11 protein-coding genes are annotated in these 13,454 nt (G+C 50.4%); 1 reads left to right on the forward strand and 10 read right to left on the reverse strand.

All coding sequences use genetic code 11. The features are described from left to right. Nucleotides 1-78: 78 nt before the first annotated feature. From QHH00_06635 to purH, 5 genes are all read right to left on the reverse strand, one after another. The gene (locus QHH00_06635; protein MDH7509057.1) at nucleotides 79-1,599 is read right to left on the reverse strand and encodes an AMP phosphorylase; all 1,521 of its coding nucleotides are present in this window, start codon (nucleotides 1,597-1,599) and stop codon (nucleotides 79-81) included. Next, nucleotides 1,596-2,840, reverse strand: a complete 1,245-nt coding sequence (locus QHH00_06640; protein ID MDH7509058.1) for a RuBisCO large subunit C-terminal-like domain-containing protein — start codon at nucleotides 2,838-2,840, stop codon at nucleotides 1,596-1,598. Before QHH00_06640 ends, QHH00_06635 begins: the two co-directional genes overlap by 4 nt. Then, complete coding sequence (locus tag QHH00_06645; GenBank protein ID MDH7509059.1) at nucleotides 2,827-3,774, reverse strand: ribose 1,5-bisphosphate isomerase; 948 nt, start codon at nucleotides 3,772-3,774, stop codon at nucleotides 2,827-2,829. Before QHH00_06645 ends, QHH00_06640 begins: the two co-directional genes overlap by 14 nt. 122 nt (nucleotides 3,775-3,896) lie before the next feature. Further along, entirely contained in the window at nucleotides 3,897-5,609 is a 1,713-nt protein-coding gene (polX, locus tag QHH00_06650; GenBank protein MDH7509060.1) for a DNA polymerase/3'-5' exonuclease PolX, read from the reverse strand. A 45-nt stretch (nucleotides 5,610-5,654) separates the two neighbouring features. Further along, complete coding sequence (gene purH, locus QHH00_06655; GenBank protein ID MDH7509061.1) at nucleotides 5,655-7,205, reverse strand: bifunctional phosphoribosylaminoimidazolecarboxamide formyltransferase/IMP cyclohydrolase; 1,551 nt, start codon at nucleotides 7,203-7,205, stop codon at nucleotides 5,655-5,657. A gap of 224 nt (nucleotides 7,206-7,429) precedes the next feature. Between purH and QHH00_06660 the strand changes: the two genes are divergently transcribed. Continuing rightward, nucleotides 7,430-8,206 carry a dihydropteroate synthase gene (locus tag QHH00_06660; protein MDH7509062.1) on the forward strand — a complete coding sequence of 259 codons (777 nt, stop codon included), beginning with the start codon at nucleotides 7,430-7,432 and terminating at the stop codon, nucleotides 8,204-8,206. Between the two features lie 224 nt (nucleotides 8,207-8,430). On the opposite strand, the gene QHH00_06665 is transcribed toward QHH00_06660, so the two are convergent. Genes QHH00_06665 through QHH00_06685 form a run of 5 tightly spaced genes read right to left on the reverse strand, consistent with a single transcriptional unit; the run spans nucleotide 8,431 to nucleotide 13,420 of the window. After that, entirely contained in the window at nucleotides 8,431-9,348 is a 918-nt protein-coding gene (locus QHH00_06665) for a methylenetetrahydrofolate reductase (protein MDH7509063.1), read from the reverse strand. Then, nucleotides 9,345-10,052: a methylenetetrahydrofolate reductase C-terminal domain-containing protein gene (locus QHH00_06670; GenBank protein ID MDH7509064.1), complete on the reverse strand. Its 708-nt coding sequence runs from the start codon at nucleotides 10,050-10,052 to the stop codon at nucleotides 9,345-9,347. Before QHH00_06670 ends, QHH00_06665 begins: the two co-directional genes overlap by 4 nt. Beyond that, nucleotides 10,049-10,465: a hydrogenase iron-sulfur subunit gene (locus tag QHH00_06675; protein ID MDH7509065.1), complete on the reverse strand. Its 417-nt coding sequence runs from the start codon at nucleotides 10,463-10,465 to the stop codon at nucleotides 10,049-10,051. Before QHH00_06675 ends, QHH00_06670 begins: the two co-directional genes overlap by 4 nt. A 1-nt stretch (nucleotide 10,466) precedes the next feature. Beyond that, the gene (locus tag QHH00_06680; GenBank protein ID MDH7509066.1) at nucleotides 10,467-12,200 is read right to left on the reverse strand and encodes a 4Fe-4S binding protein; all 1,734 of its coding nucleotides are present in this window, start codon (nucleotides 12,198-12,200) and stop codon (nucleotides 10,467-10,469) included. Continuing rightward, nucleotides 12,197-13,420 (reverse strand): FAD-dependent oxidoreductase, encoded by a 1,224-nt coding sequence (locus tag QHH00_06685; protein ID MDH7509067.1) that lies wholly within the window; start codon nucleotides 13,418-13,420, stop codon nucleotides 12,197-12,199. The genes QHH00_06680 and QHH00_06685 overlap by 4 nt, the downstream gene beginning before the upstream one ends. Nucleotides 13,421-13,454: the final 34 nt, after the last annotated feature.

Below are 13,454 nucleotides of genomic sequence, written 5' to 3' on the forward strand. Positions count from 1 at the left end.
TCTCCGCGGATCTCGCGCAGGCGGTGGCAAAGGGGGAAATGACGCTCTCAGAGGCAGTCGAAGCACAATCGAAAAAGCTCAGCCACTGACCCTTGAGAATGATGGGACCCGTGCGATAACCATGCCTTCAATTGACATCGGCTCGAGTCGTCTTGCCAGGCCTACCGCGCGTTCAAGCTTCGCCTCATTTTCTGCATAGATCGTGAAGAGCGTCTCTCCCATATCGACCTTATGTCCTCTCTTCTTATTTAGAACAATGCCAGCCCCCTTATCCTTCGGAGCGCCTGCCGTTCTCGCGATCCTAACAATGTCCTTGTTATTGATCCCAGCGATGTAACCTGACTTCTTTGCTTGAACTTCGAACTTGAATTTTCCAATTGGGATGTCGTCTGATCTGATATCGGGATTGCCACCCTGTGCCTCGACAATTTCTCTGAACTTGGCCAAGGCTTTCCCCGACTCGAGGATTTCCTTCGCCTTATCAACACCTCTCATGATTCCGCCCATCTCAAGGAGCATACCTGCGAGCTCACATGACTTCTCAGCAACACTACCAGGGAGCTTGGAGCCTTCGAGGATGGAAATCGCCTCCTTTGCCTCCAGTGCGGGTCCTATCGCCCTCCCGACAGGTTGTGCACCATATGTAATCGCACACTCAACCTTTATCCCCAGCCGCTCGCCCAAATCAATGAAATCGCGCGCATATGCTTTCGCCTCGTCAATATCTCTCACCTTCGTCCCCTCTCCCGTGGGGATGTCGATGACAACGTAGTCCGCTCCTACAGCTTTCTTCTTCGACATGATTGATGCCAGAAGTTGCGCATGCGGGTCAATTCCTAATGGATATTCAACGCGGATGATAAGGTCGTCTGCAGGGGCGAGGTTGACAGATCCGCCCCAAGCCATGGTGCCACCGACTTTCTCTGCAATCCGCTTCAGCTCAGCGGCGGTAAATTCAACTGGCGCAAAGACCTCGACGATATCAGCGGTGCCGGCAGCACTGCTGATCGCCCTTGAGGAAGTCTTCGGGATGAGGAGTCCAGCCGCGGCAACGATGGGGACGACAAGGAGAGTCACCTTATTTCCCGGTACCCCGCCAACGCTGTGGAAATCGAAGACTGGTGACCTGTCAAATTCGATCTTGTCGCCAGTCTCAACCATCGCAAGCGTGAGGTCTGCAGTCTCCCTCAGGTTCATCCCATTGATGTGCAGTGCAGTCACGTACGCCGCCAGTTCAATGCTCGAGAGGTTCCGGGATGCGATGTCGCTCACGAGTGTTTTGATTTCTTCGGTGGTCAGTTCCATCCCGTCCATCTTTTTCCTGATGTACTCGATTGAATCAGGCTTGCCCGTACCAATGATATCGACTTCTTCCCCAATCTCTGCCCCGAGTGTTTTGAATGTCCTCCCAAGAATCCCGATCTCCCCAGGGTTCACGACAGAGTCGGTTGTTTGCACGATCGCTGTGATCGTCGTCCGCTCGTGTGCGATCTTGACACGGTCCTGCTCCCTGACTCCCAATTCCATGCAGTCTTCATCATGGAGTACCGCGGTGTATTCGCCAGTGTCCATATCGATGTACTTGACCTTGAGCCTCATTTTCTCCCCCACCTCTCAAGTGCCTCTCTTAGTTCCAAATGGTCACTAGCATAATCCTCGAGCGGAATGCCGTGAAACGCGGCGTCAACGGCTTGAACCATCGCCGTTGCCCCCGCTCTCACGCCACGTGGATGACCAGCGACACCACCTCCCGCCTGGATCTGTATATCGTTTCCTGCGATTTTCATGAGCTCTGGCACAAGGGCAGGATAGATGCCACCTGAGCAAACTGAGATAAGGCTCTTTAATCCGAAAAACTCCTCGGTGCAAGCTATCTGGGACTCGAGATCTTCTTTTGGAGAGCCTTTCATCTTGCCTACGCCGAAGGTTCCAATGTGTAGTGCGTCCCCACCGCACATCCTGGTAAGTTTTGCTAGGGGTTTCATCGCGATTCCATGGTCTCTGTTCCTCGTGATCGCAGCATGCATGGTGCGATGAACATGAATAGGCACCTTGATTGACGGATCCTCAGCAACTGCCTGGACAGCGGCAAACCCGCAGGTCAGAACATCGATCATGATCTCGCTCGCTCCGAGTTCCTGCGCTCTCTCTGCGACCTCAACGATCTTGTCGCCCCGCGTTGAGATATTTATGGCGTGTATCATCACATGGCCACTTTCGCTCTTGACTCTATCGAGCGCTTCCGCGATCGCGACGACACGGTCTTCGAGCGGGCAGAACCTCTGGTTGACAAGTGTCTCGTCATCTTTACTGTTTGTAAGCCCGCCCATGCCCGCTTCATAAACATACATGGCCATCTCTTTCGGCGACAGACCTATTTTCGGTTTCACAATCGTTCCCACCAATGGCTTTTCAGGTCTCTTGAGTATCCTCCTTATCCCTTCCACGCCGAATTTTGGACCTTTGAATTCTTTAACTATCGAGGCTGGGAACTGAACATCCTCAAGGCGGACTCCCTTGAGCGCCTCTAGTCCAAAGAGATTCCCAGCAATAACACTCAATATCTGTGGCACACCTCCGATATCGAGGCTAAAATCCTCGACCGGGAATGCGATGGTTACAAGTCTCCCCTTGATATCGATGACTTTTCCACTCAACCTCTGGAAAACCTCATCTCTTAGCGTGCTAATTGAAGTCCAGGTGCCCGTTGATTGCTCAGTTGCAATGGCAGCAGCTGCCGTCTTTATCGGTAGGTCTGTCTTGACCTTGTAGACGCAGATGACATGGCTGTCTGGATCAACGCTCTCACCAAGATGTAAATACTTCTCAGAATACTCCATTCCACTCACCACCCTTCTCGAAAATGAATTCTTCTCCCAACTCCCTGACGATGATCTCATAAGCAGCATAGGGCGAGATCAGCCCAAGCTCCGTTACGATCGAATCGATATATTCTGGAGGGGTCGCATCGAAGACTGGATTGAGTACTTTGACATTATCAGGGATCTCGTTACGGTTGACAATTTCACCGGCATCTCTTTCTTCAATTTCAACAAGCTCACCAAATAATGTGCGTGGAGAAAACTTGTATGTCTCGGCACAGACGACGAACGGTACCCTCGCCTCCTCGGCAATCAATGCAATCTGTGACGTCCCGATCTTGTTGATCACAGCGCCATTTGAAGCTACCGTGTCTGCACCGACAATAACCAGATCGACTTTCTTCATCGCCCATCTCACCGCGCTGTCGATGATGAGCGTCGTGGGAATCTGGTGTGCAGCAAGTTCTCTGACAGTCAATAGTCCCTGCCTCCACGGTCTTGACTCGGTAGCGATGACCTCCACATCCTTCCCCTGCGCATGTGCGGTCTTGATGACGCTCAGGGCAGCTTTACTGTTACAATGGGTGAGAATGCAGTCGCCCGAATTAATTCTCCTCGACCCAATCTCCCCTATTACTCTGACGGCTTCCCTTGATTTCGTGACGAAGTGATCGGCATTTTTCACAATCATCGATTTTAACTCGTCGACGGAATTGAAGTTCTTCATGTTTTTTATAACAGCGTGGACAGCATTCCAAAGAGATACCGCGGTTGGCCTCGTCGACAACAGTATTTCCTTTCCTTTCTGGAGAAGTGCTCGGAACTGTTCAATATCATCCCCGTCATATGAAAGTGCAAGATCTCTCAGGGCAAGTGCGGCTGTTCTCGCAATCTCACCAGCACCGCGAATCTTCATGCTTCTAATCTGTTCCGCGATCTCTTCAATACCCATCGTGGAATCGATGATTTAAGCCAGTATTTAGTCTTATCCATCATCGTAACAAACAATTTGTGTGCTCACATGACCAGCGCTCTGGAAGCAAGGTGTTTCGGTGCGTCTAGGAATTTCGCTCTCTAAATCCCAAGGGTTCTTTCCAGGTCCTTGAGACCTAGCGTATTGGCCACATTCCCCTTTTCGAGCCACCCTCTCCTGGCAGTCGCCACGCCGAAAGTCATGTAATCGAGTTGATCGAGACTGTGTGCGTCGGTCCCGATCGCCATCATGACACCATTCTCTTTCGCCCACTTCGCATTCACATCATTGAGGTCAAGCCGCTCAGGCAGGGCATTGATCTCGAGCCATACTCCTTTCCCCTTTGCCTCATCGATGATCCTCTCTAGATCAACTTCATATGGATCACGCTGCTCGATGACGCGCCCTGTCGGGTGGGCGAGGATTGTCACATAATCGTTTGCCATCGCGGTGAGGATTCTCTCTGTCATCTCCTTCTTACTCATTTTAAAACCAGAATGGACAGCGGCAACGACGATGTCTAGATCCTTCAGGATCGAGTCTGGATAATCGAGTCTCCCATCACTCAGAATCTCCACTTCAGCTCCTGTAAGGATGCGGAATCCATCGATCCTCTCATTGATCTTTCTCGCCGTTTCCATACTCTCAATGAGGTCTTGCCCACTCAGTCCGCCGGCGACTTTGAGCGTTTCGGAGTGATCAGTAATTGCGAAGTACTCATAACCACGCCGCTTACATTCTTCAGCGACCTCTTCGATCGATGCGCTTCCATCACTTAGATTCGTGTGAACGTGAAAGTCCCCGCGGATATGATCCATTTCAATAAGATGCGGTAACTGATGATCCGCAGCTGCCTGGATTTCGCCCCTGTTCTCCCTCAACTCAGGTGGAATATAATCGAGTCCGAGAATGCCGTAGACCTCCTCCTCACTCCTACCGGCGATTTTCTCGCCCGTGTCTTTAGTGAAAACGCCGTACTCGTTGATCTTATACCCCTTTTCAATCGCTAGCCTTCTCAGCTCGATGTTATGCTCTTTAGATCCAGTGAAGTACTGGAGGGCAGCTCCGTAACTATCGACGCTGACCACCCTGATATCAACCTGGACGCCATCCTTTAACCTGACACTCCCCCTTGTGTCGCCCCTCGCAAGGACCTCCTCGACTTCAGGGTTCGAAACAAAAACGTCCATGACCATTGAGGGATTGTCGCTTCCAACAAGTATGTCGATATCGCCGATCGTTTCTTTCATCCGTCTGAGACTCCCCGCAACGCTTACTGTCCTCAGTTTTGTGACTGAAGCGATATATTGCTCAATCTTTTTCCCATAATAATATGCATAGCCGAGCAGCATGCGACCGCTGCGCTGTTCAATGATCCTTATCCCTTTCAGTATATTCTCTTCAGATTTTTCACCAAACCCTTTCAGCCTTCGTATCCGATGCTCCTCGGCAGCCTTCTTCAGCTCGTGGAGATTTGTGATCTTCAATTCCTTATACAATCGCATCGCAGTCTTAGGACCAATCTCTGGTATTTCCATTAATTGGAGCAAACCTGCCGGGAGTTCCTCCCTTAGCTGTTTGAGATAATTGAGTTCCCCTGTCTCGATGATCTCCCTGATTTTCTTCGCAATCGCCTTTCCGACGCCTGGTATTTCCTCGAGCTTGCCCTCTTTGTAGTACTCGGTGATGTCTTTTCCGAGCGTTTCGATGTTTCTCGCCGCCTTCCTATAGGCCCTCGGTTTGAACTCGACGCCCTTGAGCTCAAGTAGATCGGCTATTTCGTACAGAATCGCCGCGATCTTCGCGTTGCTCATGATATCGCTGAAATGAGTAGGGCGCGCGAGGAAATTAATTTGTTCCTAATGCCGGAAGACTCGGATCCCCGTGAAGACCATCGCCATTCCGTGCTCATCTGCTGCCTTGATGACTTCGTCGTCCCTCACAGAACCTCCAGGCTGGATGATGGCGGTGACACCTGCTTTTGCCGCCTCGTCTACACCGTCCCTGAAGGGGAAGAAGGCATCCGATGCCATGACGCTCCCTTTTGCATCCTCCTTCGCCTTGAAGGCAGCAATCATCGATGAATCGACCCTGCTCATCTGACCAGCACCGATACCGACGACCCTTTCATCTTTCGCGAGGACAATGGCGTTGGACCAAACATGTTTGACGACTTTCCATGCGAACAGCATCGACTTCAACTCAAAATCAGTCGGCTTTCTCTTCGTTACGACTTTGAGATCTTCTGGCTTGAGCCTGACATAGTCGTAAGTTTGGGCGAGTAATCCGCCTTTGATCTTCTTCATTTTCAACTCTGGTCTTTCGTCAGGGGTGATTGGTGCGTTCGTCCTCAGGATCCGTATATTCTTCTTCTTTTCTAAAATCGAAAGCGCTCCCGGTGTATATGACGGTGCGATCACTGCCTCTACAAAGTGCTTTCCGATTTCCTCTGCCGTAGCATCGTCGACTTCCCTGTTGATGCCGATGACACAACCGAATGCCGCAACTGGATCCACATTATACGCTGCCACGAACGCATCATGAATGTTATCTGCGCTCGCGATCCCACATGGGTTTGTGTGTTTCAAGACCGCTACCGTTGGCCTGTCGAAATCCCTTAAAATATCGAGCGCCGCTTCGAGATCAAGAATGTTGTTGTACGATAGTTCTTTTCCGTGCAGCTTTTCAGCTCGCGAGATGCAGACACCAGTCGCAAACGGATCGACATAGAAGGCGGCTGATTGGTTTGGGTTCTCCCCGTACCGAAGATCGAGCGCCTTTTCGAATCCAAGCACGAGATTATCTGGGAAGACTTCCTGCCCAAATTCTCGCCCAAAATAATTTGAAATCATCGCATCGTAAACGCCCGTCGTTCTATATGCCTCGACCATCAGGGCTTTGAGTGTTTCTTTGCTTATCGCACCGTCCGTTTTCCGCATTTCCTCAAGGATATAATTGTACCTTCTCGGATTCGTGATGACAGCGACGGAATCAAAGTTCTTCGCTGCTGCTCTGATCATGCTCGGGCCGCCGATGTCGATATTCTCGATGATCTCGTCGATAGTCGACCCATGTTTCAGAACGGTCTCCTTAAATGGATAGAGGTTGACAACAACCATATCGATCTTCTTGATACCCTTTTCTTGGAGCTGCCTCATGTGTTCTGGATCATCCCTTCGTGCGAGAATACCTGCGAAGATGAAGGGATGAAGTGTTTTAACTCGCCCGCTAAGCATCTCGGGGAATCCCGTCACTTCAGAGATTTCGACAACGTCGACTTCGTTCTCTTTCAAAAGACGAGCGGTGCCGCCTGTCGATATGATTTCGACGTCGAACTCCTTGAGCCCCCTCGCGAATTCTACGATTCCACTTTTATTTGAAACGCTGATCAGCGCCCTCTCAACCTTCATCAAATGATCTCCTCCGGCATGGTTTCAGGCATTCGGTGATCATCGAATGCCGGGGATATATGACATACACAATGATAAATACAATTGTAAACCACGGCGGGCGATACCCGTTTCTCACCATCAAGTGAAGGGACCGCAACATTTCGGAATTTGCTGTTCAATGGTTTCCCGAATTTTCAAAAGAATTTAAATTGTAAACAGCGGTTCTCCCACCGGGCAGTACTATGATCATCATCGGTGAGAAGATAAACGGGCTTTTCGCATCTGTGTCAAAGGCGATCGATCGTCGCGATGCGGGTTATATTCAGGAACTTGCATTATCGCAGGTCAAGCATGGGGCGCATATTCTCGATATCAATACGGGACCTGGGAGGGAAGACGCGCCAGCTGTTATGGAATGGCTCGTGAAAACAGTTCAAGAGGTTGTCGACGTGCCGCTCAGCATTGACACACCTGGACCTAAGACGATGGAAGCAGGCCTAAAGGCTTGCAAGAACAAGCCTATCATGAACTCGACGACGGCGGAGCGCAAGCGCATGGAGAAATTCTTCCCTCTATGCAAGGAATACGATGCGGAGATCATCTGTCTCACACTCGACGAGCGGGGAATCCCCAACGACGCGCAGTCGCGCGCTGAGATGGCAATGCTCATGATGACCACCGCTATGGAATACGATATTATGCCTGAGAAAATATACCTCGACCCGCTCATATTACCAGTCGGCGCTGCGCAGGATCAGTGTAAGAAAGTCATCGAAGCGATTCGGATTTTCCAGACATTGAACGAGCCTCCGCCACGGACAGTTGTTGGCCTGAGCAACGTCTCAAACCTGACGAAGGAGCGGAGCCTCCTAAATAGAACCTACCTCGCCATGCTCATGGGAGCCGGTTTGACAGCCGCGATATGCGATCCTCTGGACGAGGAGCTCATGAAGATCGTTAAAGCTGGGGAGATCCTGTTGAATCAGCGGCTGTATTGTGACGATTTCCTCAGGGCCTGAGTGACGGCATCGAGCAAACAGCCAGTGGGCATATCTCGTAAGCAAATCTGCATACAGACGGAATTAGCAAGCGCTATAACCTAACAGTAGGAATAGAAATCGGGGAGTCGGTAACATTTCAATGACGGCGTGCTACCGACTTATGTATATGACCAGAAAATTTGATCATGATCCCTTGCAGGTAAGATCCTACCTCTCAGACCAGAGAAACATTGGTTTTCAGATCAGACCGTAGGCCTCGGGTAAAGTCCAGCCTGCCTAACGATTTCAGGTACGATCTCTTCCCAAGCGATCGCCATGATATGTACGCCGTGAACCCCCTTAACCGTTTTCAGGTATTCGATTTGTTCGATGCAAATCTTGACACCTTCAGCTTTTGGATCCTTCGCCCTTTTCATTCTGTCGATAATGCTATCGGGAACGATCATCCCTGAAACCTTGTTTTTCATGTATCTTGCCGCACCTACTGATTTGAGCGGGATGACGCCTGCGAGAATGTGTACTCTCTTATCTAGACCCCTCTCCCTGACGCCTTCCATCCATTTCTCAAACCGCTCCATGTCGTAGATAGCCTGGGTCTGGATGAAGTCAGCACCGGCATTGACTTTCTTGGCAAGCCTTATGACTCGGAATTCAAATGGGTCGGCAAACGGGTTCTCGGCAGCGCCGAGAAAGACTTTTGGTGCCTCCTCGAGTTCCTCTCCCCCGCAGATTCTCTTTTCGTCCCGCATCTTCCTGAAAATCAGGAGCTCTTGTATCGAATCGATGTCGTAGACGTTTTTCGCCCCCTTCTCGTTGCCGAATGTCTGGTGGTCCCCAGTCAGGCACAGTACATTCTTGATCCCAAGCGCCGAGGCGCCGAGAAGATCAGACTGTAGCGCGATTCTATTCTTGTCACGGCATGTCATCTGCATGACCGGTTCGACACCTTCCTGGAGACAAATCACAGCTGATGCGAGGCTCGAAAGACGAACGATCGCCGTCTGGTTGTCTGTCAGATTGAACGCGTCTGCGTAGCCCTTGAGCATGCGCGCGTGATGTCTCACGACCTCTGGGTTCGCAGATTTCGGAGGGCCTATCTCTGCTGTCACTGCAAAATGTCCAGCTTCGAGAACCTTTTCGAGATTACTTCCTGCTTTCATTCCATGCCCCCCTTCACCGCTTTCTCCTCGGAGGTGAGTATCGCCTCCTGTTTAACGATCCTTCGCGGTCCGCCGCTGTGGCTTGTGATCCAATTTTTAGGCGGAATTATCTCCTCCATCAGCTCGAGTTTTCCGAGTTTCTTGAGGCTATGGTATATCTGGTCCCAGGCGCATGGTGTCGTCTCAGGGTTAACCTCGCACCTCCCATTTTGCGACCCACCGCACGGCCCGTTGAGGAGGCTCTTCGAACATCTGGCAATGGGGCAGATACCACCAGTAAGATGGAGCACGCAGTCCCCACACCCCGCGCATTTCTCGCGCCATACCCCTTGTTCTTCGGGAGCACCCATGTTCGAGGTGTTTAGGCCAGGAACCACCCTGATGTCTGGGTAAGTCTCCTGCATGACCTGAGCGCCTACGCCACAGGCCATTGAAAGGATAGCGTCCTTCCCCAGAACGATTTTCTTGATCTCCTTAACCCATTCCTTTTCGCATTGCCGCTCGACGGTAATTTCGTCAACTTCCCAAATGCGACCGTGCATATCAGAATAGAGTTTCAGCGACTCCGCAACAATGCCAACTTCTTTTTCCCCACCTGCAAGGCAGATCGCGACGCAGGATCTACAGCCTGCGACAAGGATCTTCTTATGCCCCTCTAAATTCCTGATGATCTCTTTCAGCGGTTTCTGTTCAGCGATGATCATGGGGTCACCTTCTTCAACGGACTTAGGCCTATCCTTTCAACCCTTGAGACCATCTCATCGACAATTTCTTTAAACTTCCAGGCCATATTTGATGCGACATTGAACATTTCGACGCGTTCCCCCTCTATCCCGATTTCTGATAGTATTCTTCTTGCGTATTCGACTCTCTTCTTTGCCTCTATATTCCCATATTCGTAATTGCAGTTCCCCTCGAGACACCCAGCGACGAATACTGCGTCAGCCCCCTCTCTAAAAGCTCTGAGGATGTGTAGAACATCGACTCTCCCAGAGCACGGTAATCTGATAATCATCACATCAGGTGAATACTCCATGTGATTTAGTCCAGCGAGATCAGCTGATGCATAACCACAGTAATTGCAACAGAATCCGACGATCTTCATCTGCGAGCTCATTTCAAAACCCCCTGATGGCGGATCTCACCTGTGTGGTCAGTTGAGGGTCAGAATAGAAATACATCTCGATTGCCTTGCTCGGACAAATCCCAACACAAATCCCGCATCCCCGGCATTTCTCTATTTCAATTTCGGCCTTACCAGCCTCTCCGATGAACGGTGCCTCATACGGGCAACTTCTCACGCAGGTCAAACAGGCAGAACACTTTTCGGGGGTGACCTCGGCAACCACGCCACCGATTTCAATGTACCTAGATTTGACAAGTGCCGCGGCACGCGACGCAGCGGCTTTGGCGTCAAGCAGAAATTCGAGGGCAGGGGCGTACTCGGCAGCGCTGCCACAGAGAAAAATACCTTCCCGGATCGTCGCAGCTGGTTTTAGTTTAACCTGCGTCTTCCTGAAAAACCCGCCCTCCGTTAGTGGTATTCTCAGAGTGCGAGCGATTGTTGCAGTACCACCAGCTGTTCTAGGGACTTCTCCGAAGACAACATCTGCCGGAATTCTCAGCGTTAAACCAGAGCTAGCATCATCGACGATGACGCTAAGTCCCGTATCCTTCTCGACGCGCACTTCTGTCTCAGTCCGGATCACCCTAATACCTTGTTCTTGGGCCTTCTTGTAAACAAGTTCATGCATTCCGTAGGTCCGCACATCCCTGCATATGATTGTGATTTCTGTCTTTGGGTTGAGTTGCCTGATGCGCGTTGCCATTTCAAAGACGTCCGCATCCCTGTTAGATCTGCAGGAACCGGTGTCTTCGTTCTGTGTTAGTAGGATCACAATTCTTCGCTGATCCGTTCTTGCTCTCTCACTCTCTTCAAAAAGATTTAGCGGAATCACTCCCTTCTCTCTGAGATCCGCATCCGAATTCTCCTTTTTGATTGAGTCCATTGCTAGAACTACAGCACCGCATTCGATGTCCATTTCCTCGGTCCCCGTTGAAACGAGTGCTCGGAATTGACCAACATGTCCGGAAAAGTCGACAATTTCTGCGTTCATGAAGATCTTTACAAAAGGATTCGTCCTGAGTCGTTGTAATCGCGCCTCTATGCTCTCAATGAGATCTCCACCGCATATCATCCCAGATTTCTCGAGAGAAAATGCATCTTCTGGGTTGGCAATCGCCACTTCTATGCCTTCTTCCACGATTCTTGTGGCTGCTTCAATCGCAGTGATCCCATTTCCAATGACAAGGACTTTTCGACTAGCAACTTCCAACCTGGTGTATGGCGACGGGACGAGAAGTCTGCACTTTGCAATCGCTGCGGCTATAAGTGCCTTCGCCTTATGTGCCGCATCTTCCTTTCGATGTACGAAGGCGCACTGCTCCCTGATGTTGGCGATCTCAAACATAAATGGGTTGATTCCCGCTTCAATCGCAAGATCCCGGAAAACCAACTCGTGGGTCTTTGGGGAACATCCACCAATGACAAACCTTCCGACTCCAAACTCTCGCAAAATCCTCTTGATCTCCCCCCTCCCCTTTGAGGAGCATGCAAAATCAAGCGCGTAGGCGACTGTCCTTCCATCCTTTTCGGAAATCTCTCTTGCGATCAAATCGACATCGATCTTCTCGCTAACTGCGCCACCGCATCTACAGAGAAACACAGCGACCCTATCATCCACTTCGATCCGGTCTTTGATGTGAAGATCGCGATGAGGCCTAGAAGATCTTGTTGCGGTGACGAGTGCGATCATCTCGTCTCCTTTGCCAAATGAGACATTCTCACTCATTTTGACCCCCCGATGAAGGCTGCGACACGATTTGCAGTAGCGACACCCTCCATGAAGCTCTCCTCAATGTCCTTTGGCCCTGTGCAGCAACCAGCAGCGAAAATCCCCTTATGCGCATCCTCGGTATACACGAATCCCGATGGCGTCAGTTCGATCCCTAGGACTGCTGACAGCTTCTGGGTATCGGAATGTGGCTGAATTCCGATCGAAAGCATCACGAGGTCGAATTCTTCCTCCTCAATCTTGTCCTCCGTGAGTGTTACATATCTCACAACTGGTTTTCCATTTTCTGATTCCATTATCTCAGCTGGCCTAGACCTCACAATCTTGACTCCCTGGTTCTTCCTCGCCCACTCGAGAAGCTCATTGTCGACTAGATCGTACGGTCTCCAATCCATGAAGAAAAATGACACCTCGCTTTCAGGGTATCTCAATTTTATTAGTTGAGCGATCTTGAGTGAATATTTACAGCAAACTTTTGAGCAATAAGCGGCCCCTGTTCTCTCATCGCGTGAACCAACGCACTGGATAATTCCAATTTTCTTAAATGTAGCTCCAGTGGATGGTACACATAGCTTACCAGTATCGTTTAGCATCTTCTCTATTTCGAGGGAAGTGAGTACATTTTTTATCTCGCCGTACCGTAGTCTTCGGTCTTTAGACGCTTCATATGGTGCAAAGCCGTTTGCTACGATGATCGCGGCGACGTTGAGGTATCTTTTCGACACCTTCGCCTGGAAATCAATCGCACCAGTTGGACAGATCTCCGAGCATTTTTCACATGACTCTCCTTTCATTCTTATGCATTTGTCTTTGTCGATCCAATATGTCATCGGAACGCTTCTGTTGAATCGTGGTTTGATCGCGCTTCCAGCAACTGGACATACATCCTTACACTTCCCACATGCTATGCACGCGTCTTCCCTGACGAACTGCTTCTTTCTGACTACAGTGACTCTGTATGAGCCAGGTTTCCCGCTTACCCTCGCAACCTCTGAGTTGGTCAAAACCCGGATATATCTAGACTGAGCGACTTCGTATAGGCGATCAAGGGAGAGGCAGACGTCACACTTAACGCACTGGATCTCACCCTTGCAGCACAGTTCCGATGCCCTTCCACCAATACTCGAATCCTTCTCGACAATTGTAACAAATATACCGCGCTGCGCGAGACTGAGTGCAGACGCGATGCCTGCCGTCCCACCACCTATTACAAGCACCTGAGCCAAATTCTCATCCCCCGTACCCCTCCAT

This window comes from Methanomassiliicoccales archaeon (assembly GCA_029907465.1).
GTDB lineage: Archaea > Thermoplasmatota > Thermoplasmata > Methanomassiliicoccales > JACIVX01 > JACIVX01.